Source organism: Nonomuraea sp. NPDC048916 (assembly GCF_040649575.1).
GTDB lineage: Bacteria > Actinomycetota > Actinomycetes > Streptosporangiales > Streptosporangiaceae > Nonomuraea.
In genome coordinates this window covers 111,774-138,425 of sequence record NZ_JBEZFS010000012.1, presented here as the reverse complement: position 1 = coordinate 138,425, position 26,652 = coordinate 111,774, and the positions used below count along the sequence as shown (strand labels likewise).

24 protein-coding genes are annotated in these 26,652 nt (G+C 69.3%); 14 read left to right on the top strand and 10 right to left on the bottom strand.

Annotation, left to right across the window (positions count from 1 at the left end):
* The first annotated feature begins 12 nt into the window (after positions 1-12).
* From AB0C16_RS14630 to AB0C16_RS14615, 4 genes are read left to right on the top strand one after another with little or no spacing between them, the layout of a single operon-like run.
* Positions 13-1,377: an extracellular solute-binding protein gene (locus tag AB0C16_RS14630; protein ID WP_357682647.1), complete on the top strand. Its 1,365-nt coding sequence runs from the start codon at positions 13-15 to the stop codon at positions 1,375-1,377.
* Positions 1,374-2,324 carry a sugar ABC transporter permease gene (locus AB0C16_RS14625; protein ID WP_357682645.1) on the top strand — a complete coding sequence of 317 codons (951 nt, stop codon included), beginning with the start codon at positions 1,374-1,376 and terminating at the stop codon, positions 2,322-2,324. The genes AB0C16_RS14630 and AB0C16_RS14625 overlap by 4 nt, the downstream gene beginning before the upstream one ends.
* Positions 2,317-3,180, top strand: a complete 864-nt coding sequence (locus tag AB0C16_RS14620) for a carbohydrate ABC transporter permease (protein WP_357682643.1) — start codon at positions 2,317-2,319, stop codon at positions 3,178-3,180. The genes AB0C16_RS14625 and AB0C16_RS14620 overlap by 8 nt, the downstream gene beginning before the upstream one ends.
* Positions 3,181-3,182: 2 nt before the next feature.
* Positions 3,183-4,370 carry an ROK family transcriptional regulator gene (locus AB0C16_RS14615; RefSeq protein WP_357682642.1) on the top strand — a complete coding sequence of 396 codons (1,188 nt, stop codon included), beginning with the start codon at positions 3,183-3,185 and terminating at the stop codon, positions 4,368-4,370.
* Here AB0C16_RS14615 and AB0C16_RS14610 read toward each other — a convergent pair.
* Positions 4,367-5,131 carry a helical backbone metal receptor gene (locus AB0C16_RS14610; RefSeq protein ID WP_357682640.1) on the bottom strand — a complete coding sequence of 255 codons (765 nt, stop codon included), beginning with the start codon at positions 5,129-5,131 and terminating at the stop codon, positions 4,367-4,369. The genes AB0C16_RS14615 and AB0C16_RS14610 overlap by 4 nt on opposite strands.
* A 137-nt stretch (positions 5,132-5,268) precedes the next feature.
* Here AB0C16_RS14610 and AB0C16_RS14605 point away from each other — a divergent pair, with 137 nt between their 5' ends.
* A complete protein-coding gene (locus AB0C16_RS14605) occupies positions 5,269-6,069 on the top strand; it encodes an SAM-dependent methyltransferase (RefSeq protein ID WP_357682638.1) in 801 nt (266 codons plus the stop codon).
* Between the two features lie 64 nt (positions 6,070-6,133).
* On the opposite strand, the gene tpx is transcribed toward AB0C16_RS14605, so the two are convergent.
* The 4 genes from tpx to AB0C16_RS14585 all read right to left on the bottom strand — a co-directional run bounded on the left by tpx (position 6,134) and on the right by AB0C16_RS14585 (position 11,940).
* A complete protein-coding gene (gene tpx / locus AB0C16_RS14600) occupies positions 6,134-6,634 on the bottom strand; it encodes a thiol peroxidase (RefSeq protein WP_357682636.1) in 501 nt (166 codons plus the stop codon).
* A gap of 81 nt (positions 6,635-6,715) precedes the next feature.
* Entirely contained in the window at positions 6,716-10,018 is a 3,303-nt protein-coding gene (locus AB0C16_RS14595) for a methylmalonyl-CoA mutase family protein (RefSeq protein WP_357682634.1), read from the bottom strand.
* A gap of 100 nt (positions 10,019-10,118) precedes the next feature.
* Entirely contained in the window at positions 10,119-10,982 is an 864-nt protein-coding gene (locus tag AB0C16_RS14590) for a CHAP domain-containing protein (protein ID WP_357683054.1), read from the bottom strand.
* Between the two features lie 187 nt (positions 10,983-11,169).
* Positions 11,170-11,940, bottom strand: coding sequence for a protein phosphatase 2C domain-containing protein (locus tag AB0C16_RS14585; RefSeq protein WP_357682632.1), 771 nt, complete (start codon positions 11,938-11,940; stop codon positions 11,170-11,172).
* A gap of 76 nt (positions 11,941-12,016) precedes the next feature.
* Here AB0C16_RS14585 and AB0C16_RS14580 point away from each other — a divergent pair, with 76 nt between their 5' ends.
* From AB0C16_RS14580 to AB0C16_RS14570, 3 genes are all read left to right on the top strand, one after another.
* The gene (locus AB0C16_RS14580) at positions 12,017-13,765 is read left to right on the top strand and encodes an N-6 DNA methylase (RefSeq protein WP_357682630.1); all 1,749 of its coding nucleotides are present in this window, start codon (positions 12,017-12,019) and stop codon (positions 13,763-13,765) included.
* A gap of 37 nt (positions 13,766-13,802) precedes the next feature.
* Positions 13,803-14,693: a serine/threonine-protein kinase gene (locus AB0C16_RS14575; RefSeq protein WP_357682629.1), complete on the top strand. Its 891-nt coding sequence runs from the start codon at positions 13,803-13,805 to the stop codon at positions 14,691-14,693.
* 111 nt (positions 14,694-14,804) lie between these two features.
* Positions 14,805-15,719, top strand: a complete 915-nt coding sequence (locus AB0C16_RS14570; RefSeq protein ID WP_357682627.1) for a hypothetical protein — start codon at positions 14,805-14,807, stop codon at positions 15,717-15,719.
* Here AB0C16_RS14570 and AB0C16_RS14565 read toward each other — a convergent pair.
* The 5 genes from AB0C16_RS14565 to AB0C16_RS14545 all read right to left on the bottom strand — a co-directional run bounded on the left by AB0C16_RS14565 (position 15,707) and on the right by AB0C16_RS14545 (position 20,130).
* A complete protein-coding gene (locus tag AB0C16_RS14565; protein ID WP_357682625.1) occupies positions 15,707-16,114 on the bottom strand; it encodes a DUF6444 domain-containing protein in 408 nt (135 codons plus the stop codon). The genes AB0C16_RS14570 and AB0C16_RS14565 overlap by 13 nt on opposite strands.
* Before the next feature lie 208 nt (positions 16,115-16,322).
* A complete protein-coding gene (locus AB0C16_RS14560; protein WP_357682623.1) occupies positions 16,323-16,877 on the bottom strand; it encodes a DUF6529 family protein in 555 nt (184 codons plus the stop codon).
* A 94-nt stretch (positions 16,878-16,971) separates the two neighbouring features.
* Positions 16,972-18,735: a phosphatase PAP2 family protein gene (locus AB0C16_RS14555; RefSeq protein WP_357682621.1), complete on the bottom strand. Its 1,764-nt coding sequence runs from the start codon at positions 18,733-18,735 to the stop codon at positions 16,972-16,974.
* 534 nt (positions 18,736-19,269) lie between these two features.
* Positions 19,270-19,758 carry a transposase gene (locus AB0C16_RS14550; protein WP_357683052.1) on the bottom strand — a complete coding sequence of 163 codons (489 nt, stop codon included), beginning with the start codon at positions 19,756-19,758 and terminating at the stop codon, positions 19,270-19,272.
* A gap of 30 nt (positions 19,759-19,788) precedes the next feature.
* Positions 19,789-20,130 (bottom strand): hypothetical protein, encoded by a 342-nt coding sequence (locus tag AB0C16_RS14545; RefSeq protein WP_357682619.1) that lies wholly within the window; start codon positions 20,128-20,130, stop codon positions 19,789-19,791.
* A 230-nt stretch (positions 20,131-20,360) separates the two neighbouring features.
* Here AB0C16_RS14545 and AB0C16_RS14540 point away from each other — a divergent pair, with 230 nt between their 5' ends.
* The 6 genes from AB0C16_RS14540 (at position 20,361) to AB0C16_RS14515 (ending at position 26,648) form a co-directional block, all read left to right on the top strand.
* Entirely contained in the window at positions 20,361-20,747 is a 387-nt protein-coding gene (locus AB0C16_RS14540) for a hypothetical protein (RefSeq protein ID WP_357682617.1), read from the top strand.
* Between the two features lie 106 nt (positions 20,748-20,853).
* On the top strand, positions 20,854-21,645 hold the full coding sequence (locus tag AB0C16_RS14535; RefSeq protein WP_357682615.1) for a hypothetical protein: 792 nt from the start codon (positions 20,854-20,856) through the stop codon (positions 21,643-21,645).
* Positions 21,646-22,223: 578 nt separating this feature from the next.
* Positions 22,224-23,522 carry an ABC transporter substrate-binding protein gene (locus tag AB0C16_RS14530; RefSeq protein ID WP_357682613.1) on the top strand — a complete coding sequence of 433 codons (1,299 nt, stop codon included), beginning with the start codon at positions 22,224-22,226 and terminating at the stop codon, positions 23,520-23,522.
* A complete protein-coding gene (locus tag AB0C16_RS14525; protein WP_357682611.1) occupies positions 23,519-24,481 on the top strand; it encodes a sugar ABC transporter permease in 963 nt (320 codons plus the stop codon). The genes AB0C16_RS14530 and AB0C16_RS14525 overlap by 4 nt, the downstream gene beginning before the upstream one ends.
* Complete coding sequence (locus AB0C16_RS14520; RefSeq protein ID WP_357682609.1) at positions 24,478-25,281, top strand: carbohydrate ABC transporter permease; 804 nt, start codon at positions 24,478-24,480, stop codon at positions 25,279-25,281. The genes AB0C16_RS14525 and AB0C16_RS14520 overlap by 4 nt, the downstream gene beginning before the upstream one ends.
* Positions 25,278-26,648, top strand: a complete 1,371-nt coding sequence (locus tag AB0C16_RS14515) for a GH1 family beta-glucosidase (RefSeq protein ID WP_357682607.1) — start codon at positions 25,278-25,280, stop codon at positions 26,646-26,648. The genes AB0C16_RS14520 and AB0C16_RS14515 overlap by 4 nt, the downstream gene beginning before the upstream one ends.
* Positions 26,649-26,652: the final 4 nt, after the last annotated feature.

The window sequence follows — 26,652 nt, the reverse complement described above, 5'->3', positions numbered from 1 at the left end:
GAGGAGCGTGCAATGCCGCACCGGGTAACCGCCGTCCTCTCCGCCGCCCTCCTGGCAACGGCCACGCTGGCCGCCTGCGGCGACGACAGCGAGACGAACGCCAACGAGATCACCGTCTGGACCGAGGAGAACCTCCCGGACCGGATGGACGTCCAGAAGCAGATCGCCGCTGATTTCACCCGGAAGACCGGGATCAAGGTCACCCTGACCGGGGTGGCCGAAGACCAGTTCAGTCAGGTTCTCACCGCCGCCGCGGCGGCCGGCGACCTCCCCGACGTGATCGGGGCGCTGCCGCTGGCGGCCGTCCGGGAGCTGGAGGCCAACGACCTGCTCGACACCGAGACGCCCGGCCAGATCGTCGACCGGCTCGGCAGGAGTTCGTTCTCCCAGCGGGCCCTCGACCTCGACACCTCCGGCGGAAAGCTGCTGGCCGTGCCGAGTGATGGGTGGGCCCAGCTGGTGCTCTACCGCAAGGACCTGTTCGAGAAGGCGGGGCTCCGGCCGCCGGACACCTACGAGGCGCTGGAGGCGGCGGCGAGCAGGCTCAACACGGGCGGGGTCGCGGGCATCACGCTGGCCATCGCGCCCAAGGACTCGTTCACCGCGCAGAGCTTCGAGCACGTGGCGCTGGCGAACGGCTGCCAGCTCGTCGACAATTCCGGAAATGTCGCCATCGACTCGCCACAGTGCGTGAAGGCGTTCGAGTTCTACTCGAAGCTGGCGAAGGACTACTCGGTCAAGGGCAAGCAGGACGTCGACTCCACCCGCGCGACCTACTTCTCCGGCAAGGCCGCGATGACCATCTGGTCGTCGTTCATCCTGGACGAGCTGGCGGGGCTGCGAAAGGACGCGACGCCCAACTGCCCGCAGTGCCGCGCGGACCCGCGGTGGCTGGCCGAGAACACCGGCGTCGTCACCGCGCTGAAGGGCCCCGACGGGAGCGCCCCCGCCCAGTACGGCGAGATCGTCTCCTGGGCCGTGACCCGCGACGCGGCCAAGGACCCGGCCGCCGAGTTCATCGCGTACGCGATGAACGAGGGCTACGAGCGGTGGATCGGGATGGCCCCCGAGGGCAAGTTCCCGACGCGCAAGGGCTTCGAGACCAAGTGGAACGAGCTGCCGGCGGGCGTCGACACCAAGAAGCCGCTGGCCGACGTCTACCCGGCCGGCGTCCTCGACGTGCTGCGCACCAGCCCCGACACGTTCGCCCGCTGGGGCATCCCGCAGGGGCAGGGCAAGCTGGTGGGCGCCACGATGGGCGAGCTGCCGGTGCCCAAGGCGCTGAGCGCGGTCGTGGAGGGCTCCCTCACCCCGCAGGCGGCGGCCGCACAGGCCAAGACGGACGTGGAGACCATCAAGCGCGGGATCCGGCAGTGACGGCGGGCGTCGACGCCCGCCGCCGCACCGGAGCGCCGGTCCCCCGAGGGCGGACGCTCCGCGAACAGGAGGGGCGGGCCGGGCTGGCGCTGATCTCGCCGACGCTGATCATCACGCTGGTCGTGGTGGTGCTGCCGCTGACCTGGGCGATCATGCTGGCCTTCCAGGACGCGCGGCTGATCAACATCCGCCAGGTGGGCGTCTTCGGGCACTACACGCTGGAGAACTTCTCGTACGTGATGTCCGAGCCGGGGTTCTGGTCGGCCCTGGTCAACACCCTCGTCTACACGGTGGCGGGCACGGCGCTGTCGATCGTGATCGGGCTGGTGACCGCGCTGGCGCTGCGTGACAGGTTCAGGGGCCGGACCCTGGTCAGGGCCTCGATCCTGATCCCGTACGTGGCGCCGGTGGTGGCAGTGGCGTTCCTGTGGGAGACGATGCTGAACCCCCAGTACGGCATCGTGAACACCTGGCTGAGCCAGCCGATCGCGTTCCTCAGCCAGGCCAAGGGGACGTTGCTCGGCATCGAGGTGCCGGTGGCGCTGCTCACCGTGATCGCGTTCGAGGCGTGGCGTTACTTCCCGTTCGCCTTCCTGTTCATCCTGGCCCGGTTGCAGGCGCTGCCCGCCGAGTTGGACGAGGCCGCGGTGGTGGACGGGGCGACGCCGACCCAGCGGTTCAGATACGTGATCATGCCTCAGCTGTGGCGGATCATCGCGCTGCTGTCGGTGCTCAGGTTCGTCTTCACGTTCACCAAGTTCGACGACGTCTACCTGCTGACCGGCGGCGGGGCGGGCACCGAGGTGATCAGCGTGCGCGTCTACAACTTCCTCACCGCGCGCGACGACATCGGAGCCTCGGCCGCGCAGGCCATCGTGCTCGCGATCGTGCTGGTGGGCTTCCTGATCGTCTATCTCAGGTTCTTCGCGGGAGGCGGGCGTGACTAGCGGCAGGGGCGTCAGCCGGGACAGGGTGGAGCGGGCGCTGCTGCGCGGGCTGAGGCCGCTGGTGATCGCGTTCCTCTTCGCGATCACCGCGTTCCCGTTCCTCTACATGGTGATGCTGTCGGTCCGCGACATCCAGGAGCTGATCCTCGATCCCGGGTCGCTGTGGCCGGGCTCTCTCACCCTGGACACGTACGCGAACGTGCTCGGTCAGCAGGGCTTCCTGGTCTTCATGCGCAACAGCGCGATCGTCGCGGTCTCGACCGTGGCGTTCACGCTGCTGATCTCCATCCCCGGGGCGTACGCGGTGGCCAGGCTGCGGTTCTTCGGGCGGCGGCAGGTGCACTTCCTGTTCCTGGCCGTCTACCTGTTTCCGGCGATCGTGCTGGCCATCCCGCTGTTCGTGCTCTTCACGATGCTGGGGCTGCGCGGCTCTCTGGTGGGATTGATCCTGGTTTATATCGCACAGACCGTGCCCGTCACGGTATACATGCTCCGCAACTACTTCGAGACCGTGCCGCAGAGCGTGGAAGAGGCGGCCGCGATCGACGGCTGCACGCGCCTGTCGACCATCTGGCGGGTCGTGCTGCCGCTGTCCAAACCCGCGCTCATGGCCACGGGCCTGTACGCGTTCATGATCGCCTGGAACGAGTTCCTGTTCGCCCTGCTGTTCCTCGTCGAGAGGCGGGACAGCTGGACGGTCTCGCTGGGACTGTCCCAGCTGGCAGGCAGTATCGAGATCCCGACCACTGTTCTCATGGCAGGATCGGTGGTTCTGACACTGCCGATCGTGATCGTGTTCTTCGCCGGCGAACGCCTGCTGACGGAGGGCCTCACCGCTGGAGCTGAGAAGGGATAGACATGCTGACGGCAGGGCAGATCCTCCAGCTGATCCGCGACGGCGCCTGCCACACCCGCAAGGCACTCATCGAGTTCACCGGCCTGTCCCGATCGACGATCACCGACCGGGTCGACCGGCTGATCGAGGCCGGATACATCCACGAGTCGGGCGTGGCGAGCTCCGGGGGCGGACGGCCGCCCTCGGTGCTCGACATCGACGCCACCAGCCGCCTGGTGCTGGTGGCCGACCTGGGCGCCGGCCACGCCCACGTCGCGCTGACCGACCTCGCCGCCCGGCCGCTGGCCGAGGAGCACACCGAGATGCGCATCGACCGCGGCCCCGAGGCGGTCCTGTCCTGGGTGCGCCAGTCCTTCCAGCGCCTGCTCGACCGCACCGGCCACCCCCACGACCGGGTGTGCGGCATCGGCATCGACCTGCCCGGCTCGGTCGACCACACCTCGGGCAGGGTGATCAGGTCGTTCCTGATGCCCGGCTGGGACGACCACCCGATCCGCGAGACCCTGCGCTCCGACTTCGACGTGCCGATCCTGGTGGAGAACGACGCCAACGCGATGGCGCTCGGCGAGTGGTGGTCGTCCTGGCGCGAGACCCGGGCGCTGGTGCTGGTCAAGGTGTCCACGGGCATCGGCACGGGGGTCATCCTCAACGGCGAGATCTACCGGGGCGCGGAGGGCGCCGCCGGCAACATCGGGCACGTCCGGCTGCGCGAGACCGACGACCGCGTCTGCACCTGCGGCTCCCGCGGCTGCGTCGCCTCCCTGGCCAGCGGCCACGCGGTCGCCGCCGACCTGGGCCGGGAGACCAGCCGCGACGCGGTGCGCCTCGTCCAGGCCGGCGACCCCACGGCCATCGCCCGCACCCAGGAGGCGGGCCGCACGCTGGGCATCGTGCTGGCCACCGCGGTAAGCCTGCTGAACCCCGGTGTCCTGGTGCTCGCCGGGGACATGGCCGAGACCGGCGAGCACTACCTGACGGGCATCCGGGAGAGCGTCTACCGCCGCAGCCTGCCGTACACGACCCGCAATCTGGAGATCGCGACGAGCTCTCTGGGCGAGCGCGCGGGGATCGTGGGGACCGCGGTGATCGTCATGGAGCACGTGCTCAGCCCGGCCACCGTCGACGCCGCCCTGGCCGCCGCCGAGTCCGCTCCGCCCCGGGGCCGGCCGAAGGCCGGCGCTGCCGGTTAGGCCGGGCGGCCGGGGGCGAGGCGGGCCTCCAGCCGATCGCGGGCGGCGACGAGCGACGGCCCGTACCATGTCAGGTCGCGCCCGCTGACCAGGACGCAGCCGAGTCCGGGAAACGCCTCGGGCCCGTCGTCGGCGGCGAAGGCGTACGGCTCGTCCGGCAGGACCACCAGGTCGGGAGCCCGCTCGACCAGCTCGGGCAGCGGCACCTTGGGATAGCGCTCCGGATGGTCCGCGTAGAGGTTGTCCACGCCGAGCCGCCTCAGCACGTCACCGGTGAACGTGTCGCGTCCCACCACCATCCAGGGCCGCCGCCAGATCGGGATGACCGCCGTGCGCCGCGGCCCCGGCGCCGGCTCGCGCCAGACCTCCTCCGCCAGGTCGAGCCAGCCGGGACGGCCGGTGCGGCAGGCGTGCCGGAACATCCGGTCGAGCGAGGTGAACGCCTCGTCCAGTGTCTCGATCCGGGTCACCCAGACGGCCAGCCCGGCCCGGCGGAGCGCCGAGACGTCGGGCTCGCGGTTCTCCTCGGCGTTGGCGAGCACCACGTCGGGGCGCAGCCGCCCGATCGTCTCCAGGTCGGGGTTCTTGGTGCCCCTCACCCGGGTGACGTCGAGGTCCGCCGGGTGGGTGCACCAGTCGGTGGCGCCCACGAGTGTGTCCGGCGCCGTCGCCGCCACCGATTCGGTCAGCGAGGGCACCAGCGACACGATCCGGCGCACCCTCGCGGGCACGCGCACCGCGACTCCGGTGTCGTCCTTCACGGCAGCACCGCCGGCCGGGCCGTCATCGGCGACATGAGCGGAACGATTCCAGTGTGCGCCGGCATCTCCACAGGTGGCGTGACGAATCTGTAGACTCCCAGATAAAGATCGTTGACTTCTGATCGGGGGACCGCGGGGTGGAGCGCGAACCGCTGGGCTTCGATCCAAGCACACCCAACGTCGCCCGGCTCTACGACTACTTCCTCGGGGGCAAGGACCACTTCCCCGCCGACCGCGAGGCGGCCGAGCAGATCCTCCGGGTGGCGCCCGAGGTCCGCGCGGCCGCGCGGGCCAACCGGGCCTTCCTGGAACGCGCCGTTCACGAGCTGGCCGCGGCGGGCGTGACGCAGTTTCTCGACCTCGGCACCGGCCTGCCCACCCGGCGCAGCGTGCACGAGATGGCCCGCGAGGTCGCGCCCGGGGCGCGAGTGGTCTACGTCGACCGCGATCCCGTCGTCCTGGTGCACGGCAGGGCGATGCTGGCCGGTGAGGGCACCGCCGTGGTCTACGGCGACGTGTGCAAACCCGGTGAGATCCTGCGCAGTCCCGAAGTGCTGCGCACCATCGACTTCGGCAGGCCCGTCGCCATCCTGCTCCTCGCGGTCATGCACTTCGTCAGTGACGCCGACGACCCCGGCCGGATCCTCGCGACGCTCCGCGAGGCGGTGGCCCCCGGCAGCCATCTGGTCATCTCCCACGCGGCCAGCGACGCCCGCGCCGCCGCCGTCAGGAAGGGAGTCGAGGTCTACCAGCGCACGACCTCCCCGCTGAGCCCGCGTGACCGCGAGCGCGTCGCGGCCATGTTCGAGGGGTGGGAGCTGGTCGAGCCGGGCCTGGTGTGGCTGCCGCAGTGGCGGCCCGCTCCGGCCGACACGATCGACTTCGCCGACTCCCCCGAGTCGTCGCTCGCCCTGTGCGGGGTGGGCAGGAAGCCCTGACGCCCGAGCGCCGGAGGCCGGGGTCCACGACGGATCCCGGCCCACACCACCGGACTTCGGCCGCCTACTTGAGCGCGGCCAGCGCGCCATCGTAGTCGGGCTCCTGGGTGATCTCCGGCACCAGCTCGGAGTAGACCACCTTGTTGTCGCCGTCGAGCACCACGACCGCGCGGGCGGCGAGCCCGGCCAGCGGCCCCGACTCCTGCGCCACGCCGTAGTCGGTGAGGAACTCGCGCCCCCGCATCATCGAGAGCGTGACGACGCTGTCGAGCCCCTCGGCGCCGCAGAACCGCTTCTGCGCGAACGGCAGGTCGGCCGAGATGCACAGCACCACGGCGTCGGGGTGGTCTGCGGCCACCTCGTTGAACCGGCGGACCGACGCGGCGCAGACACCCGTGTCGACGCTGGGGAAGATGTTGAGCACCTTGGTGGCGGTGCCGTAGTCGGCGAGTGAGACCTCGCCGAGGTCACCGCCCACCAGGCGGAAGTCGGGCGCCGTGGAACCCGGCTGCGGGAAGGTGCCGCCCACGGTGATCGGGCTGCCCTTGAACGTGACGTCGGACATGAAACCTCCTGATTGCAGTGATGCCCCCAGATCTTGATCCTATCGGCGGACATCACGACGGCCGACGGGGGGCGACCGGGCTCAGACGTTGCGGCGGTACTGGCCACCGGCCTCGAACAGGGCATCGGTGATCTGGCCGAGCGAGCACACCCGGGCCGCGTCCATCAGCACCTCGAAGGCGTTGCCGTCGGACATCGCCACCTCGCGCAGCCGGGCCAGCGCGACGGGCGCCTCGGCCCGGTTGCGCTCGTGGAAGCCGTGCAGCCGGTCGAGCTGAGACTGCTTCTCCTCCTCGGTGCCCCGGGCCAGCTCCAGCTTCTGCGGATGCGGCTCGTCACCGCGCGGGTTGCGGAACGTGTTGACCCCGATGATCGGCAGCGAGCCGTCGTGCTTGCGGGTCTCGTACAGCATCGACTCGTCCTGGATCCGGCCGCGCTGGTAGCCCGTCTCCATGGCGCCCAGCACGCCGCCCCGGTCGGACAGCCGCTCGAACTCCCGCAGCACCGCCTCCTCCACCAGGTCGGTCAGCTCGTCGATGATGAACGAGCCCTGCAGCGGGTTCTCGTTGCGCGCCAGGCCCCACTCGCGGTTGATGATCAGCTGGATGGCCATCGCCCTGCGCACCGACTCGGCCGACGGGGTGGTCACCGCCTCGTCGAAGGCGTTGGTGTGCAGGCTGTTGCAGTTGTCGTAGACGGCGATCAGGGCCTGCAGGGTGGTGCGGATGTCGTTGAAGTCCATCTCCTGGGCGTGCAGGGACCGGCCCGAGGTCTGGATGTGGTACTTGAGCTTCTGCGACCGCTCGGCGGCGCCGTACCTCTCGCGCATCGCGACCGCCCAGATGCGGCGGGCCACCCGCCCGAGCACGCTGTATTCGGGGTCCATGCCGTTGGAGAAGAAGAACGACAGGTTGGGCGCGAAGTCGTCGATCCGCATGCCCCGCGCCAGGTACGCCTCGACGTAGGTGAAGCCGTTGGCGAGGGTGAAGGCGAGCTGGCTGATCGGGTTGGCCCCGGCCTCGGCGATGTGATAGCCGGAGATCGAGACCGAGTAGAAGTTGCGCACGCCGTTGGCGATGAACCACTCCTGGATGTCGGCCATCATCCGGAGCGAGAACTCCGTGGAGAAGATGCAGGTGTTCTGGCCCTGGTCCTCCTTCAGGATGTCGGCCTGGACCGTGCCCCTGACGGTGGCGAGCGTCCGCGCGCGCAGCTCCCGCTCCTCCTCCGCGTACGGCTCGCGCCCGTGCTCCGCCCGGAAGGTGTGGAGGGCCTGGTCGACGGCGGCGTTGAGGAAGAAGGCGAGGATCGTCGGGGCCGGGCCGTTGATCGTCATCGAGACGGACGTGTTGGGCGCCGACAGGTCGAACCCGTCGTAGAGCACCTTCATGTCGTCCAGCGTCGCGATGGAGACCCCGGAGGTGCCGACCTTCCCGTAGATGTCGGGCCGCGGGTCGGGGTCGTGGCCGTAGAGCGTCACCGAGTCGAACGCCGTGGACAGCCGGGTCGCGGGCTGGCCCTCGGAGAGCAGCTTGAAGCGCCGGTTGGTGCGGAACGGGTCTCCCTCGCCGGCGAACATCCTGGTGGGATCCTCGTCGTCCCGCTTGAACGGGAAGACGCCCGCGGTGAACGGGAACCTGCCCGGCAGGTTCTCGCGGCGCAGGAACCTGAGCAGCTCGCCGTGGTCGGTGAAGCGGGGCAGGGCGACGCGGGGGATGCGGTTGCCGGACAGCGTCTCGCGCCAGAGCGGCGTGTGCAGCTCGCGGTCGCGCACCCGCACGACCAGCTCGTCGGCGGTGTATTCGGCGCGGGTGGCGGGCCAGGAGCCGAGCAGCGCCCGGCTCTCGTCGCTCAGCTCGCCCTCGGCCCGCTCCAGCAGCCCGGCCAGCCTGGCGTCCGTCGCGTCCGCCCCTCCGGCATCGGCCGCCGTGCCCGTACCGGCCGGGGAACCGGCGGTAGGTACGGCTTCGCCGGACATGCCGGACGTGCCGCGCGTGCCGGTGGTGAGGAGGTCGCGGACGGCGGCGAGTTGCTGGCGGCGGCGGGCCACCTCGGCCTGGGCGTCCGTCTCGGCGTGGTAGTCGCGGACCGTCTCGGCGATCTCGGCCAGGTAGCGGGCGCGGGCGGGCGGCACGATCGCGGCGGACACCAGGGAGGTGCGACCGCGCACCGGCGCGAGCAGGCCGGAGCCGGCCGGCAGGCCCTTGTCCACGAGCAGGCCCTTGAGGTGCTGGTAGAGGGCCGTGACCCCGGCGTCGCTGTAGCGGGAGGCGATCGTGCCGAACACCGGCATCTCGCCCGGCGGGACACCGAAGGCCCCGCGGTTGCGCACCAGCTGGCGGCTCACGTCGCGCAGGGCGTCCTCGGCGCCGCGCCGCTCGTACTTGTTGATCACCACGGCCTCGGCGAAGTCGAGCATGTCGATCTTCTCCAGCTGGGAGGCCGCGCCGAACTCGGGGGTCATGACGTAGATGGGCACGTCGACGTGCGAAACGATCCCGGCGTCACCCTGGCCGATGCCGGGGGTCTCGACCACGACCAGGTCGTGGCCGGCGGCGCGGCAGGCGGCGATCACGTCGTCGAGGCAGGCGGGCACCTCGTTGGGGGCGCCCCGGGTGGCCAGCGAGCGGAAGTAGGTCTGCGGGCCCAGGCTGTTCATCCGGATCCGGTCGCCGAGCAGGGCGCCGCCGCCGCGCCTGCGGGTGGGGTCGATGGCGATGATCGCGATGCGCAGCTTGTCGTCGTTGTCGATCCGCAGCCGCCGGACCAGCTCGTCGGTGAGGGACGACTTGCCGGATCCGCCGGTGCCCGTGATGCCGAGCACGGGCGCCCGCCGCCCGGCCGAACGCAGGCCCTCGACCAGCGCGGCCGGCGCGCGGCCCGCCTCGATCAGGGTGATCGCCCTGGCCAGGGCCGCCTGGTCGCCCGAGAGCACGGCCTCGGCCGAGGGGGCGTCGCCCAGCTCGACGTCGCACTCCTCGATCAGCTTGTTGATCATCCCGGGCAGGCCGAGGCGCTGGCCGTCCTCGGGCGAGAAGATGCGGGTGACGCCGCGGGAGTGGAGCAGCTCGATCTCCTCGCGCACGATGACGCCGCCGCCACCGCCGTACACCTTGACGTGGCCCGCGCCGCGCTCGCGCAGCAGCTCGACCAGGTAGGAGAAGAACTCCACGTGCCCGCCCTGGTAGGAGCTGATCGCCACGCCCTGGACGTCCTCCTGGATGGCGGCGGTGACGATCTCGTCCACCGACCTGTTGTGCCCGAGGTGGATGACCTCGGCACCCTGCGACTGAAGGATGCGCCGCATGATGTTGATCGCCGCATCATGACCGTCGAACAGCGCCGCTGCTGTCACGAAACGCACAGGGTGGACCGGAACGTGCACGCCTGATCACTCCTTGGTGAGATGGCCTCACTCGAAGATACTAGGACGTCCTAGTATTTCCCAAGACCCCTGCCCCCCAGGAAGGGAACATGCCCGCGGCTCAGGACTTCGGCTCGTACGGCCTGCGTCTCGTCGACGGCGGACGGTGCTCGCTCCCGTGGCCCACGCCGGCCGGGACGCGACTCCTGGCGGCGGTCGCCGGGCGGCCGGAGCGCGCCGGAGCGGGATGGCGTACGGGCGCGTCCGGCGGGGACGAGGCGGCAGGCTTGACCGGCTCGGCGGGCTTGACCGGCTTGGCCGGCTTGGCCGATGGCGTGCTTGGCGCGTTCCACGGCCAGCGGAAACGGCGGTGGGCGACGCGGCGGGTGCCACGGCGATGGCCCGTGCGGCGTAACGAGAGCACGACGGTCGTCAGCACCATCACGGCCAGCAGCGCCTGCGGTGTGCCCAGGACGTCGAACGGCGACCCCTGCGGCGCCTCCGCGCGGGGCGCGTAGGGCGCGTGGGCGAACGGCTGCTCGGTGGCCCGGATCTCGCTCAGCGTGAGGTTCTCCTTGACCACGCGGGGTAATCCGTAGCCGACGACCTTGTCCGTCTCGCGCGTCTTGCGCTTGAGCCAGACCCGGTCGACGTTCGCCTCGATGGTGTGGATCCGGTCGCCGGAGACGCGCTCCACGATGCCCACGTGGTCGATGCCCTTGTAGCTCTTGCCGCCCTTCCAGTCGAAGAAGACCAGGGCCCCCGGCTCCGGCTTGGCGCTCCAGGCGCCCTTCTCGATGAACCACGCGGCGTGGGAAGGGGTCCAGGCGAACTGGCCGACGTAGTCGGCGACCCCGGCCTTGTCCGCCGCCCAGGCGATGAACATGTCACACCAGGGGGCGTTGCGGTACTGGGAATCCTGGACGCGGTCGGCGTACCAGTTGCCGAACTTGGTGTGCTGGCCACCCTTCTCCCGGTAGCCGATCTCCTGGCGTACCGCTTTCAGCAGATCTTCCGCGATCGGGTCCAGGGTGACTCCTCCCAGAAATCCGGCAGATCACGATGGACTGTAATAGCCGCCCTACCATCGCGCGCCGAACACCCGGAAAGTGTCTAACTATGAGCGGAAATAAGGCCCGTGTGGCGGAAGTGACAGGTGGGACCGCGGATCCCTACGCGCCGGCCCCCACCCGGTAGACCTGCTGATCGCCCGCGCCCGGCGCCACCACGTCGGCCACGATCACGGTCACGTTGTCGGGCGAGCCGCCCTCGTTGGCCAGGTCGATCAGCCGCCGCACCGCCGCGGCCGGATCGGCCAGCGTGGTCAGCACCTCGTGCAGGACCTCGGGGCCGAGGACCGTCGTCAGCCCGTCGGAGCACAGGAGGTAGCGATCTTCGGGCTCGGCCTCGCGCAGTGCCATGTCGGGCTCCGCCCGGCCCTCGCTGCCCAGCACCCGGAGCACCATCGAGCGCCGGGGGTGCACAGCGGCCTGATCCTCCGTTATCCGCCCTTCGTCCACCATCGACTGCACAAGTGTGTGATCCTTGGTCATCTGGTAAAGCGCACCATCGCGAAGCAGGTATCCGCGGGAGTCACCGAGATGAGCCAGGGCGAACCGGTAGCCGTCCCACAGCATGGCGGTCACCGTGGTCCCCATCCCCCTGCGCGCCGGGTCGATGTCGGCCAGCTCGACCAGCCTGCGCGCCGCCTCGTGCACGGCGCCCTCGAGCGCGGCCTCCAGGTCGACGCCCGCCTCGGGAAGCGTGGCATCCAGCTCGCGCATGACGGCGATCGCCGCCGAGCTCGCCAGCTCGCCGGCCGCGTGCCCGCCCATCCCGTCGGCCACCACGAGCAGCCGGCTGCTCGCATAGCCGGAATCCTCGTTCTGCTCCCTGCGGCGGCCCACATCTGATCCGGCGGCATAGCGGATGTTCTGCTTCATACCCAGCAGTAAATCATTGGTTGAAAGACTTCACAAGCAGATGCGCTGAAGACTCTTGTGAACTACTGTGGGCTCCATGAGCCACGACCCGACTGTGAACGCCGGGGACATCGCCCGGCTCGCAGGGGTCGGGCGAGCCGCGGTGAGCAACTGGCGCCGCCGCCACGACGACTTCCCACTGCCCATCGGCGGCACCACCAACCAACCCCTCTTCTCACTGCCGCAGATCGAGTCATGGCTGCGGCGCTATGGGAAGTCCTACCAGGTCTCGCTGGGAGATCGGGTGTGGCAACGCCTGAGAGCGGCAGGCGATTTGCGGCTGGGCGAGCTGGTGGCCCAGGTCGGGGTCCTGCTGACCGAGGGGCACAGCGAGCTCGACCCCGAGCTGACCGGTCTGGTGTTCGAGCTGGCCGAGCAGCACGACCCGCTCACCGCCTACGAGTTCCTCTGCGAGCGCTACCTCGAGGCCCACTCCAGACAGCTCTCGGTCACCCGCGTGGAGACCGCCGAGCTCATGGTCAGGCTGGTCCACACCGGCGGCGGCACGGTGCTCGACCCCGCCTGCGGCGTCGGCACGCTGCTGCTCGTTCCCGAGGCGGCCAGGGTGCTGGGCCAGGACCTCAGCCCCACCTCCGCCCGCATCACGGAGGCCCGGCTGCGGCTGCGCGGCATCGAGGCACGGGTGGCGGCGGGCGACTCGATCCGCCACGACGCCTTCGCCGGCGAGAAGGCCGACGCCGTGGTGTGCGACCCGCCGTTCAACGAGCGCGCCTGGGGCTACGAGGAGCTGACCGGCGACCCGCGCTGGGAATACGGCCTGCCGCCGCGCGGCGAGCCCGAGCTGGCCTGGGTCCAGCACTGCCTCACCCACGTCAGGCCGCGCGGGCTCGTCGCGATCCTCATGCCGCCCGCCGCCGCGAGCCGCAAGGCGGGCCGGCGCATCCGGGCCAACCTGCTGCGGGCCGGAGCCCTGCGGGCCGTGGTCGCGCTGCCGGGCTGCGACCTGTGGCTGCTGCGCCGCCCGGCCGCCGGCGAGCGGCCGCCGTCCGAGGTGCTCATCCTCGACGCGACCGCCGACCAGTCGGCGGTCGAGCCGGCCTGGCGGGCCTACCTCGAAGACCGCTCCGACCAGACCGTACGGATCATCGACCTGCTCGCCGACGAGGTCGACATGACCCCGGCCCGCCACCAGCGCCGCGACGACCTGGGCCGGGCCTTCACCGAGACCCGCGACCGCTTCCTGGCCGCCGCCGCCACGCCGCCCGACCTCAAGGTGCTGGAGCAACCGCTCGACCAGCCCGTCACCACGGTCGGCGACCTGATCAAGGAGGGTCTCGTGACGGCGGTGCAGGCACCGCCCAAGATGGCGGCCGACGGCGGCGATGTCCCCGTGCTGACCGCCGACGACATCGCCCACGGCACTCCGCCGTCCGGCCGCACGGGCCCCCAGCACGGCCTCGTCGAGGTGCGGGCGGGCGACGTGGTGGCGTCCTACTCCAGCGTGCGGGTCATGGCCGAGGGCGGCTTCGTGCTCGGGCCCCACCTGACCCTCTACCGGGTCGACTCGCGCAGGCTCGACCCCGACTTCCTGGCCGGCTTCCTGCGCGCCGCCGGCGGGCGGGCGACCACCGGCTCCAGCCGCTTCGACGTGCGGCGCACCCGGCTGCCCCGGCTCTCGCTCGAGGACCAGAGCGCCTACGGCGAGGCCTTCCGGCAGCTGGCCGTGCTGGAGGACGCCCTGCGCGAGACCTCCGCGCTCGGTCAGACGCTGATCCGGCTCGGTCTCGACGGGCTGACCGAGGGCCATCTGCACCCTCAGTCCTGACGGTATATTTTTTCGCGAAAAGGCCGCAGGAGGGCAAATGGTCATCGGCGACCGCTATGTGCTCGACGACCTCCCTCTGGGGCAGGGCGGCATGGGAGCCGTCTACGCGGGCCACGACCGTCATCTCGACCGCCGGGTGGCGGTGAAGCTCCTCAGGCTGCCGAGCGGGCCCGACGAGGAGCTGGAGCGCCGGTTCATCCGTGAGGCGCGCATCCTGGCCAGGCTGGAGCATCCGGGCGCTCCGGTGCTCTACGACTTCGGCACCCACGAGCAGCGGCTCTACCAGGTGATGCAGTTCATCGAGGGCGTCACGGTGGCCGACGTGGTGAGCGAGCACGGGCCGCTGCCGGTGCCGTGGGCCGCCGCGATCGCCGCCCAGGCGTGCGCCGTGCTGTCGGCCGCGCACGCCCTGTCCATCTGCCATCGCGATCTGAAGCCGACCAACCTCATGCTCTGCCCCGACGGCAGCGTCAAGGTGCTCGACTTCGGCCTCGCCCTGCTGCGCGACGCCGACGTCACCACGTTCACCAGGATCGGCCAGATCCTCGGCACTCCCGCGTACATGGCCCCCGAGCAGATCCAGCACGGGGTCGCCGAGCCGCGCAGCGACCTCTACTCGCTGGGCTGCGTGCTGCACGAGATGCTGACCGGGCACCAGCTGTTTACCGGGCCCACCGACTACGTGGTGTTCGAAAAGCAGGTCAAGCAGCGCCCGCCCGGCATCCCCGGGCTGCCCGGCGGGCTGGGCGGGTTGCTGGCCGAGCTGCTGGAGAAGAAGCCGGACGACCGGCCCGCCGGCGCCGAGGCGCTGTACGAGCGGCTGGAGCCGTTCGCGGTCGGGCTGCCGATGCTGCCCGGTTTCCTGGCCAGGTCGCCCAGTCCGGGCCGGATGTACTCCCGCATGGTGGGCCGGGTGCTCAGCGGTTAGCGACGTCCGAAGCGTCCGGACCGGAACCGCCCCACGCATCAAGGCCAGCCTCCGCAACGCGGTCATCGGCCATGTGTCACCTAACGTGAGCGTCGTGTCACAATAAGCATCATGCCGTCCCCCCGACATGATGCCCTGATCCAGATGATCAGTGACTGCCCGCTGCTGGCAGTAGAGATCCTGCGTGACCTCATGGGGGTGGAACTGCCTGCCACTCCCCTGATCCGGGTGGAGGACAGCACGTTCAACACCCGCCACTCGGTCGACATCGAGGCCGACCTGATCCTCGTCATGGGGCCACCACAGTCGCCCGCGCACGCCATTGTCGTGGAGATCCAGCAGGACAAGGCCAAGGATCCCCGGCAGTTCACCCGCTACGCCGCCGCGCTCTGGCTGCTGCTGGGCTGCGACGTCACGGTCCTGGTCATCACAGCCGACCGGGCAACTGCCGCCCACTACGCACAGCCGATCGACTCCGGCCTCACCGGCTACCGCCTGCAAGCCCGGGTGCTGGGGCCGGACGACATCCCCGCCATCACCGATCCCCACCAGGCCGCGGACCAGCCGGGGCTGTCGGCCATGTCGGTCATGGTTCATGGCCGTGATCGCAAGGTCATCGAAGCGTTCGCCATGGCACTGACCGAACTCCGCGATGAACACGCTCCGAAGTACTATGAATACGCTTACAGCATGGCCGCGCCCGACATCCGGCGACTCATGGAGGAGATCATGAAGTCCACCGCCTGGCCCGTCTACAGCCCCTTCGCGCGCGAACACTACGGCCGCGGCCTCGAAGAGGGGCAAGCCCAGGGCAAAGCAGAAGGCAAAGCAGAAGGCAAAGCAGAAGAGGCCGCCCGACTGGTGCTGCTCCTGCTGGAAACTCGTGGATTCACACTCCCCGACGACGTTCGGGCCCGCATCACCGCCTGCACCAACCTGACCCAACTGGAAACCTGGGTCACGCGTGCGGTCACCGCCCAGACCCTGGACGGCCTGTTCGACGGATCGGGAGATCAGCGCCGTTGATGTACGCGACGCCAGGTGCCAGCCGCCAGGGCGGAGGGTGTGTGGGCGGTCCGCTCAGCCCGCGCGTGCACGCTGTTCGGGCGCGCGGGTTCCAGGCCCGTACCGTGACGCCCTTTCCGCCCACCGGGCTTGCGCTCTTTCGACCGCTCGCGCTGCGAAGCCCGCTGCGCCGCTTTCCGCCGTGCCGCTGCCTCGATCGACTCCTTCGAGGTCGGCGTCCCGGAGTTCGTGCTGTCCATTCCCAGGCGGCGTTCCAGCTCGGCCAGTCGCAGCTCAACCCGTTCACGCGCGGCACGTTCAGCAGCCAGCTCGGCGTCCTTCGCCTTGATGACCTGGCGCAGCAACGCGTTGGCAGCCCTCAACGCCTCTTCGGCGGATGGCGTGGTGTCGGGCACGAGACCACATGATCCGGATCCCGCGAGAAGTCACTGCCCGGCCGTCGTAGCGGTGGGGTGGAAGCTGGAGGCAGGGACCCGTAGTCACGGTCCCAAGAATGGGTCTCGGATGCGACACGCGATGAGCCCCTCGCGGCGGGGACTGTTCCCGATTACTCCGCTCTCTCGGCCGGCGCGGCTTTCGAGCCCACACTGTTGTCGCTGACTGCTACGAATAGGCCAGCTGCCAAAGCGCCGCTGAGGACCACAGGATCGCGATGAGGGTGACCAGGGTGCCGCCGGCGAGTGGCAACGCCCAGCCGGGTAGGTGCCGGCTGCGGACGATGAGTACCTTCGCGGCGAATGCGCCGTAGAAGAAGCAGCCGGCGAGGGAGTGCAGGGCGACCCGGGCGCTGTCCGTCTGCACTCCGTAGGCGGTGATGCAGTGGTAGGCGATGGGGAGGGAGAGCACGAACAGCACGGCTCCGCCGATGCGGTGGGCGAGGTGTACCGGGCGGGGGGCGGCACCGGCTCCGGGGAGCCGTTGGTAGATCCACAGCGCCAATATGAGCTGGTAGAAGGCCAGACCCAGCAGGGCGGTGCCGACTTGCGCCTTCAGAATGTTCGCGTCGTTACCGCGGCGTCCGAACAGGCTGCTGGCGAAGTCCGGGGCGTGTGTCCGGCCGAACGCGTACAGGGCCACCGTCACGGCCAGGGCGAGCCCGGCGGCTGTCGCCAGCCGCAGCCGGGCCGGGCGGGGTGACATCCTCGGCGCAGTTCCCACGTCCGTCTGCTCCCTCCCATGATCCCGGCCGCCGAGGCCGTCGCAACAGCCCACTCGACATTGCGCGTATGGCAGCTGTCGTGGCCGACAGCAATCAGCCCGTTTCGATCTTCTTGCCCTTCGGGTCGAGCACGTACCACTTGGCACCAAAGGAGTCGACACCCTGCCCGGTGATGTCGCCGGGCTTGACGTCGGTGACGAAGTAGTACAGCGGGTGGCCGTTGTAGGTGACCTGGGTGGTGTGGTCGGTCCTGGCGGTGGTGCCGAGCAAGGCGGGTGATGCACCGCTGCCGGCCTGCGGCTTGCCCGTGGTGGTCAGAGGCGGCCAGGCGGTCGCGCACGCGCTGTAGCAGGTCGAGCTGGTGCCCTTGTCCGCCTCGAACAGGTACAGCGTGCGTCCTTGGCCGTCGACGAGGATCTTGCCGAGCCTGGAGTCTCGGACCGCGACGGTGGCGCTAGCGGGGCTGGCACTGCCAGGGCTGGCGCTGCCGGCCGGGGTCTTTCCGGTCGGCGAACTCGGCACGGCTGGGGCGAGCTTCGACTGGCCGAGCGCGTAGCGGGCGATGGCGGCGCCGAGTTCGTTGCCGGACTTGTGGTCGAGCTGGGTGTGCACGCCTCCCCAGATGCGGCTGAGCCCGGCTTCGGTCGCGGTGGCGCTCAGGCTGGTATAGGGCTTGGTGTAGGGCCGGGGGCTGCCGGCGGTGGCCGGTGAGGTGAGGGTGAAGGTGTTGCGGTCGCCGTAGAAGCGGGCGAGTACCGTGACGGCGGCCGTGCTGATGTCGCTGTGCATGCCTGGGTAGGACGGGTCCGGAGGGGTGGTGACAAGCGGGGTCCATGCCGGGTCTCGTTTGACCTGCGGGTTGTCGGCGGCGAGACGGATCGCGGTGATCGGCCGCCAGAACCGGTATGTGTACTTGGCGTCGTAGATGCCGATGGCGGCATCGGCGAGGGTGAGGTTGAGCAGGGCGAACATGTCCGCCGACTGGTCGATGTCACTGTGGCGCGCGAGGGCGACCTGTTGGGCGACGTCGTACCAGTAGTTCTGGGCGGGGCCGCCCCAGAGCTTGGCGAGCGTGGTCTGTTCCGCCGTGCGCGTGGTGCTGCGGGCGGCGCCGATGGCCTTGACCTCGTTGATGGCGGCCGCGTACGCGGAGCTGCTCAGCGGCGGCGGCGCGGCGGGACGGAACTGGTGGCCGGTATGGAGGAGGAATGGGGTGACTTTGCCCCAGTTGGTGAACTCCGGCGCCTTGAAGGCGGGCGGGGTCGACCGGTAGTCGCCGGGTTTGCCGGTGGTGGCGTAGGGCGGCGGGGTGGCGTCGGCGCCGTCGTGCGCGCGCAGGGCGATGATGGCGTTGGCCGCTTGGGCACCGACCTTGATGCCCTCCTGCTTGGCGCGGCCGTCGGGAATGTCGGCGAGATCGGTGGACAGTTGGCGGTCTAGGCTGGTCTTGTGCGCCGGGTAAAGGGCGGTGAGGGTGGCGTGCGCGGCCGCCGCGGCCGCGGCGGGGCGTGAGGCGTCCCGTGGTGCGGTGAGGCTGGGGCCGTAGAGGGGGTGAGCGCGGCTGATCGCGTTGACCGCGTCATAGACGGCTGCGCTCATGATGGCGAAGTTACGCGTGGGGTGGACGGTGGACGGCTCCGCGTGCGGATTGCGCACGATGTCGAGCAGCGCCCGGTTCCACTCGATCACCACGTTGCCCTGGGCCGGCCGCGCGACGACGTTCGCGGTCGCGAGCGGGGTGGCATGGGCCGCGGGTGCTGCGGCGTGCTGAGCACCGAGCGTCAAGAAGGCCACCGCGAGCGCGAGCAAAGACCGCCGCGGGGTTCTCCCCGGTTCTGGAAGCACGAAAGCACGCATGTGCATCCTCCTGATCAGGTAGCGGGAGGAAGGTGAGAGGCCACTCCGTAGGCCGACCAGCGCCGACACGCGACTGGGACTGGGTGTACTGAACCCAGTCGGGAGCGATTTGCCCTGAACGGACCGAAGCCACGTGACAGCACCGCTGGATGTGCGATGGCGCCATTCACGCCGCCGGAGATAAATGACTAGATGCAACTATTTCCAGAATTTCGTGCATTATGTCCCACCTTAAGCCAGGTGCCCGGCGGTCAATCTCGCAAAACCGCAGAATGTCAGATTTTGCTTTGCTCAGAAATTCGCGAGAATACTTTAGTGAGACATATCTAGGGCTATCACCCCGCTGGCCTTGATCAGTCACGGATAAGGCGTGAGGGGACTTCTCGAGTGTGAAGCCGGTCTTCGGCTTCGAGTTCGATCATGTTGTCAAGCTGCAGGCGGCGTGTCCGCCCGGCTGTCGCGCCGGGTGGGCGTCGGTTCCATGGGCTGACGGTGGGGTTCCTCTGGGGTTGAGGTCGAGGGGCAGGGTGCTCGTCAGCCTGGCGGGGCCAGGGCGAGCGCGAAGGTGAAGCAGGCGGCGAGTTCGTCGGCCCCGGGCCAGGTCTGTGGGATCTTGAGCTTCCGTTTCCGCTGGCCGCGCACGAGGCGTACGGCGGTGTGCAGGAGCCGGTAGCGCAGCGTCTTGGGTTCGGCCTGGGCCATGGTCCCGGTCAGGCACAGCAGCCGTAGCCGGCACAGCAGGTCAGTAGCGATCGCGGCGGCGACACACCACGCCGTGTTGACCTTCATCGAGGTGCTGGGCAGGTGAGCGAGCCCGGCGGATTTCCCATTCCGGATGCGGTCCTCAACGCGGGCATGGACACGGTGGCGGGCTTCGAGGAAGTCGAGCTGCCGGCCGGGTGTGTTGGTGACGAACAGGCTGTAGCGCCATCCGTCTGCCTCTTCCAGCAGCGACAGCTGGGCACCGCTGCCGGGACGTTCGCGGCGGCAGATCACCCGCATCTCCTGCGGCCACCCGGCCAGTTGGTCGCCGCCGACGCTGCGGCGGAGCAGTCAGGTGAGCTCGACGACGCCGGCGCCGTCGAGATCGCGCGCCCTTCCCTCGGCGTCGATGACGTGCTGCCAGGCGTCTTCGGGCAGCGGTTTGATCGCGTTCTGTTCGCGTTCGCCGAGTTCCCAGCCGATGGAGTACTCCAGGTGCCGGCCGCGCTTTCGGGCCAGGTGGTGCAGGTGGTTGATGAAGTCGTGGGTGGCGCCTGCGCCGTCGGTGGTGATCAGCAGGCTGCGCCGGTAGGGCCAGGGGACGGCGGCGATCGAGGCGTCGGTGACGTCGATGTGCTGCCAAGGAATGAGCGGGCGAGCAGGTACATCCGCCAATTCGGTGATGTTGAGCACTGGGACCCCTCCGTGAACACATGACGGGTTGATTCGGCACCCCTACGCTGCCTGGTTGAGGGTGCCGCGTGGACCCCCACCGCATCCTCATGGACCATCCCAGCGATATCGCCGCTGACCTGCGCGCATCTGCCGACATCCGTGATCGGCATCCCGCTGCGGCCCGATCGATCTCCTGTTAACACACACAGAGTGCGATCATCGCTTTACAGTCAGTGCATGATCCCAGTGTGGAGGGGGTGCGGATGTCCGGTGAGGGCTATCGGGTGCTGCTTCAGGCTCGCTCGTGGAGTCGGCGCCTCCGGGAGAAGGGCTTCACGTGGGACCAGATCGCCGATGTGCTCGCACTCACCCACCAGGTGAGCCCGTTGCGGCTGTATCGGCTGGCGCACGGCCGCACCGCCGCCAATGTGGTGGCCATGGTCAACGACGCCGATCCGGCGGGCACCGCCGCACTGCGCGAGTCGCGACTGTATGAGTTCGAGTCCTGGCCGGGGGCGGGGCGCCGGCCTCCGGCGCGTCTGCTCACCGTGCTGGCCAAAATGTACGAGACCGCCGCCCAGAGCCTGGTCGCGATGAGGTTGTCAGCTCGTACAGCGCGGCTGATCGTGACGTGATCTGTGGTGCGGACTTCCGCGACATGGACGCCAACCGGCCGCCCCTGGATCGGGCAAGCCGTGTCACGATGGAATCGAGCGCAGGAGCCATGCCCACTAGTCGCTCGTGGACGCCTCGGCGTGCGTGCGGTTGCTGCGTGCCATCGGCGTCGAGGAGACCGACGTGAAGCGACGGGAGTTGCTCTTCGAACTGGCCTTGCTGCTGGGTGGAAGCAAGGCACTGGGCCTGCTGCGCGCGCTCACCCTGGAGGAGGAGGAACGCCTGGCGGGGGTGCTGCGCAGCACATGGAGGGTGGACGAGGCGGCGGTGTGCACGTTCGAGAAACTCTCGATGCAGGCGCATCAGGCCGACGACCGATCTGGGCCGGCCACACTGCTACCGGTCGTCAACAGACAGCGAGAGGCGGTCGCGCGACTCCTCGCCCGCGAGTCGATGCAGCCGAGCCTACGAGACCGGCTCCTCAGTACATATGCGCAGATGTCACAGCTAGCGGGCTTTCTCGCCTATGACCTGCGCGATTACATGGCGGCTGAGCAACCGCGGCGTGACGGGCTGCGCGCGGCACTCGATCTCGGGGACCCGACGTTGATCGGCTACATGCACTACTGGCTGGGCAGGCTGGCCGCCGACCAGGACCGGACGGCTACGGTTCTGGACCATGCCCTCGCCGTTCAGAGCTGGGCCTCCAGGTCCCCGAGCAAGCTACTGGCGCCGCTGCACGAATCGCTGTTTTCGGTCGCCTACGCTGCCGAGGGTAACGCCGCAGCGAGTGTTCGCACGCATGACCGCGCGCTCGTGTCGGCGGGAGCGCCGAAGGACAACGAACCGACGTTCCTGCACTGGATTTCACCATTGGCGTTGGAACTTGTGGCAGGTGCGCCTTGCTCGTCCGGCTGAACCACCCCGGACCTGCTGTGAAACCTGTCGTCATGGCGGCCGAGCGGTTTCTGACTGGACCTGATCCCAAATACAAGAGGCGACATGGGCTGGTGCTTGCCCGATACGCGAGCGCCTTGACGATGGCCAAGGAGATCCCTGAGGCGGCGGCCAGGCTGACGGAGGCCGCCGAACTCACCAGACAGCACAGCTCGGCCCGGCTGACGTATGAGATCAGCCAAGCGCGAGCTCGTCTGGAACCTTGGGCCGCCAATGCCCACGTTCGTCGGCTGGACGGGACCCTGCGATCCTGCGGCTTGAGGTGAACGTCACCCTCGCCGGTCGACCCGTCCGCAGTTAACGGCGAGAGCGCATCGGTCCAGCGCAGAGAGGCTTCTGTCCAAGCCGGTGATGCGCGTCGGCACGCATCTGGCCGGCCGCCTGTCGCCAGCTCTCCGGAGCTTGGCGGATTTGCGAACGCGCTCTCTCCGGCAACCCTATCGTTATCCAACTTCCGTTGACATAGCCCTGTGATGGCTACGAATCTCTTGAGAGAGCGCTCTCTCCACATCCCCCTAGCACGAACCCTGGAGGGTTCCATGACCCCTCGTATCCGGCGGCTCGCCGTGCCCCTGCTCACCGCGTCGCTGCTCGCCCTCGGGTCCGCGGCCTGCGGAGGCGGCGGCGGGAGCGACACCGTAGGCACCGCCAGCAAGCCGGAAGAGAAAGTCAAGCTCACGATCGGGCTCTTCGGCGACTTCGGCTTCAAGCCGTTGTACGAGGAGTACAAGAAGACGCATCCGAACGTCGAGATCGTCGAGAACGTCACGCAGTTCAACGACCACCACAACAACCTGGTGAAGCGGCTGGCCACCAACGCCGGGGCGGGGGACGTCGAAGCCGTCGAGGTCGGCTACATCAGCACGTTCACCGCGCAGCCCGCCAAGTTCCAGGATCTCAAGCAGTACGGGCTGGACAAGCGGCAGAGCGACTACCTCGACTGGAAGTGGCAGCAGGGCCTGAGCAAGCAGGGCGGCGAGCTGCTGGGCCTCGGCACCGACGTGGGCGGCCTGGCCATGTGCTACCGCAAGGACCTGTTCGAGAAGGCCGGGCTGCCGACCGACCGGACCGAGGTGGCCGCGCTCTGGCCGACGTGGGAGCAGTACATCGAGACCGGCAAGAAGTTCGCCGCCGCCGACGTGGCCGGCGCGAAGTTCGTGGACAGCCCCGGCGAGATCTTCCGGGCCATGGTCAACCAGGCGCCGACCGGCCTGTACGACGCCCAGGACCAGATCATCGTGGACTCCAACCCCGACGTGAAGAAGGCCTGGGACCTGTCCAACCAGCTCACCTCCGAGAAGCTGACCGCCAAGCTGGCCGCCTTCTCGCCGCCGTGGAACACCGGCTTCGCCAAGGGCTCGTTCGCCACGATCATCTGCCCCGCCTGGATGACCGGCTTCATCCAGGAGCAGGCCAAGGACTCGTCCGGCAAGTGGGACATCGCGACCGTTCCCGGTGGGTCGGGCAACAGCGGCGGCTCCCACCTGATGATCCCCAAGCAGAGCAAGCACCCCAAGGAGGCCGCCGAGCTGATCGACTTCCTCACCTCCAAGGAGAACCAGGCCAAGGTCTTCAAGGAGGAGGGCACGTTCCCGTCGATCCCGTCCCTCTACGACGACCCGTCGATCCAGAACTTCACCAAGCCGTTCTTCGGCGACGCCCCCATCGGCAAGATCTACTCCGAGGCCGCCAAGGCGCTCAAGCCTCAGCACCTCGGCCCCAAGGAGGCCGAGGTCCGCGTCGTCATCGGCGACGGCCTGGGCCGGGTCGAGCAGGGCAAGCAGACCCCCGACCAGGCATGGGCGCAGGTGCTCGAGGACGTCAAGAAGATCAAATGAGCTCGCTCCCGCTCGCCGTCCCCGGGCGGCGGCGCAGGCGGGGCATGCGGCACACCCTCGACGTGAGGGTGTCGCCGTACGCTTACGTCGCGCCCTTCTTCCTGCTCTTCTGCGCCTTCGGGCTCTTCCCGCTGATCTACACGGCGTGGGTGAGCCTGCACGAGTGGACGCTGCTGTCCGACGAGCACACCTTCGTCGGAATGGACAACTTCGGCACGCTGCTCGCCGACGGCTACTTCTGGAACGCGACGTTCAACACGCTGTCCATCGGGGTGCTGTCGACCGTGCCGCAGCTGGTGCTGGCCATCTGGCTGGCGCACCTGCTGAACCGCGGGCTGCGCTTCCAGACGTTGTTCCGAGTCTCGCTGCTGCTGCCCAACGTCACCAGCGTGGTGGCCGTGGTGGTGATCTTCAGTCAGCTGTACGGCCGCGACTTCGGCATGATCAACTGGGTGCTGTCCTGGTTCGGCGTGGGCGCCATCGACTGGGCGGCGGGCACGGCGACCTCGCACGTCGCGCTCTCCACGATGATCATGTGGCGCTGGACCGGCTACAACGCGCTGATCTTCCTGGCGGCCATGCAGGCCGTGCCCCGCGAGCTGTACGAGGCGGCCACGATCGACGGGGCGAGCAACTTCACGCAGCTCCGCAAGATCACCGTGCCGATGATCCGGCCCACGATCATCTTCGTCGTCATCGTCTCCACGATCGGCGCCATGCAGATCATCGCCGAGCCCCTGCTGTTCGGCGCCAGCACCGGTGTCGCCCAGGGCGGCGCGGCCAACGGCGGGCCCGACCGGCAGTTCCAGACGCTGGCGCTGTTCGTCTACGAGCAGGGGTTCACCAAGTTCGACTTCGGCTACGCCTCGGCGGCGTCGTGGCTGATGTTCCTGGCCGTGGTGGTGGTCGCGGGGATCAACTACCTGATCACGCGCCGGGTGAAGGGCGGCCTGATATGAGGCTGAGATATCTGACGCTGACCGCGGTGGCCTTCTTCTCCGCGTTCCCGCTCTACTACAGCGTGGTGGTCGCCTCCAGGCACAACTCGGCGCTGGCCGAGGTGCCGCCGCCGCTGCTGCCGGGCGGCAACTTCCTCGCCAACGTGGCGAGGGTCTTCGACACCGTGCCGTTCGGGCTGGCACTGCTCAACTCGGTCATCGTGGCGGGCTCGATCTCGGTCGCGGTCATGTTCTTCTCGACGCTGGCCGGGTTCGCGTTCGCCAAGCTGAGGTTCAGGGGCCGCAACGTCATGTTGCTGATCACGGTCGCGACCATGATGGTCCCGGTCCAGCTCGGCATCATCCCGCTCTACCTGCTCATGGTGAAGCTGGAGTGGACCGGCACCAACTACGCGCTGATCGTGCCGGCCCTGGTCAACGCGTTCGGCGTGTTCTTCATGACGCAGTACCTGTCGCGGGCGCTGCCGACCGAGCTGCTGGAGGCGGGCCGGGTCGACGGGTGCACGACCTGGGGGCTGTTCTGGCACGTCGTGCTGCCGGCCGCGCGGCCCGCGGCGGCCGTGCTCGGCATGCTCACGTTCATGTCGGCCTGGAACGACTACTTCTGGCCGCTGGTCGTGCTCAACCCGGACAGCCCGACGGTGCAGGTGGCCCTGTCGACCCTGGCCAGCGGCTACGTCAACGACTACGTGCTGGGCCTGGCGGGCACGGCGGTGGGGACGCTGCCGCTCGTCATCGCCTTCGTCCTGTTCGGCAAACAGATCATTGGTGGAATCATGCAAGGAGCGGTAAAAGGATGATTTTCCCGGAGAGCTTCGTCTGGGGCGCCGCAACGGCCTCCTACCAGATCGAGGGGGCGGTCAAGGAGGACGGGCGAGGCCAGTCGATCTGGGACACCTTCTCCCACTCCCCCGGGAACGTGGCGGGCGGCGACACAGGGGACGTGGCCTGCGACCACTACCACCGCTACGCCGACGACGTCTCGCTGATGCGCGAGCTGCGGCTGGCGGCCTACCGGTTCTCCGTCGCCTGGCCGCGCGTCCAGCCGGACGGCTCCGGCCCGGCCAACCCCAAGGGCCTCGCCTTCTACGACATGCTTGTCGACAAGCTCCTAGAAGCCGAAATTTCGCCGTACGTCACGCTGTATCACTGGGATCTGCCGCAAGCTCTGGAAGAGCGCGGCGGGTGGACCGACCGTGACACCGCCTACCGGTTCGCCGAGTACGCGGAGGCCGTGCACGACCGGCTCGGCGACCGGGTCGGCCACTGGGCCACGCTCAACGAGCCGTGGGTCGCGGCCTTCCTCGGCTACGGCAACGGCGTGCACGCGCCGGGCCGCCGCGACCCGGCGAGCGCCATGCGCGCCGCGCACCACCTGCTCCTCGGCCACGGCCTGGCCGCCAGGCGGCTGCGCGAGCTGGGCGCGCAGGAGCTCATGCTCGTGGTCAACTCGGCCCCGGTGCTCACCCCCGCCCAGGTCAACGACCCTGAGGCGGTCGCCGGCCCGGCCGACGCGGCCGCCGCGCACCGCATCCACACGCTGCTGACCAGGCAGTTCCTGGACCCCGCCATCTACGGTCGCTACCCGGAGGAGGTGCTCGAGACCGCCGAGCGCAACGGCGGCACCGGCCACATCAAGGACGGCGACCTGGAGACCATCGCCGCGCCCATCGAGCAGATCGGCGTCAACTACTACAACCCCTGTGTGGTCGAGGCGGGACCGGGCGAGCCGGCCGACGCCGCCTGGCCGGGCTCCGAGGGCGTCAGGTTCGCCGGCGCCGACGCCCCCACGACCGCGATGGGCTGGCCGATCGTACCGGACGGCCTGTCCAGGCTGCTGATCAGGCTCTCGCGGGACTATCCCCAGGTCGGTCTCATGGTCACGGAGAACGGCGCGGCCTTCGACGACGTCGTCGAGAACGGCCGGGTGCACGACGCGGACCGGGTGTCCTACCTCGACGGCCACCTGCGCGAGGTGCACCGCGCCATCGAGGCGGGCGCCGACCTGCGCGGCTACCTGGTGTGGTCGCTGCTCGACAACTTCGAGTGGGCCGAGGGGTACCGGCGTAGATTCGGCATCGTGCACGTCGACTACTCGACCCAGGCGCGGGTGCCCAAGGACAGCGCCCTGTGGTACCGCGATGTGATCGTCAGGAACGGGCTGTAGATTC

Coding starts and splice junctions, on each gene's coding strand:
- AB0C16_RS14530 (WP_357682613.1), top strand. CDS start 22,224: ATGACCCCTCGTATCCGGCGGCTCGCCGTGCCCCTGCTCACCGCGTCG.
- AB0C16_RS14525 (WP_357682611.1), top strand. CDS start 23,519: ATGAGCTCGCTCCCGCTCGCCGTCCCCGGGCGGCGGCGCAGGCGGGGC.
- AB0C16_RS14520 (WP_357682609.1), top strand. CDS start 24,478: ATGAGGCTGAGATATCTGACGCTGACCGCGGTGGCCTTCTTCTCCGCG.
- AB0C16_RS14615 (WP_357682642.1), top strand. CDS start 3,183: ATGCTGACGGCAGGGCAGATCCTCCAGCTGATCCGCGACGGCGCCTGC.
- AB0C16_RS14515 (WP_357682607.1), top strand. CDS start 25,278: ATGATTTTCCCGGAGAGCTTCGTCTGGGGCGCCGCAACGGCCTCCTAC.
- AB0C16_RS14580 (WP_357682630.1), top strand. CDS start 12,017: ATGAGCCACGACCCGACTGTGAACGCCGGGGACATCGCCCGGCTCGCA.
- AB0C16_RS14585 (WP_357682632.1), bottom strand. CDS start 11,940: ATGAAGCAGAACATCCGCTATGCCGCCGGATCAGATGTGGGCCGCCGC.
- AB0C16_RS14555 (WP_357682621.1), bottom strand. CDS start 18,735: ATGCGTGCTTTCGTGCTTCCAGAACCGGGGAGAACCCCGCGGCGGTCT.
- AB0C16_RS14630 (WP_357682647.1), top strand. CDS start 13: ATGCCGCACCGGGTAACCGCCGTCCTCTCCGCCGCCCTCCTGGCAACG.
- tpx (WP_357682636.1), bottom strand. CDS start 6,634: ATGTCCGACGTCACGTTCAAGGGCAGCCCGATCACCGTGGGCGGCACC.
- AB0C16_RS14575 (WP_357682629.1), top strand. CDS start 13,803: ATGGTCATCGGCGACCGCTATGTGCTCGACGACCTCCCTCTGGGGCAG.
- AB0C16_RS14570 (WP_357682627.1), top strand. CDS start 14,805: ATGCCGTCCCCCCGACATGATGCCCTGATCCAGATGATCAGTGACTGC.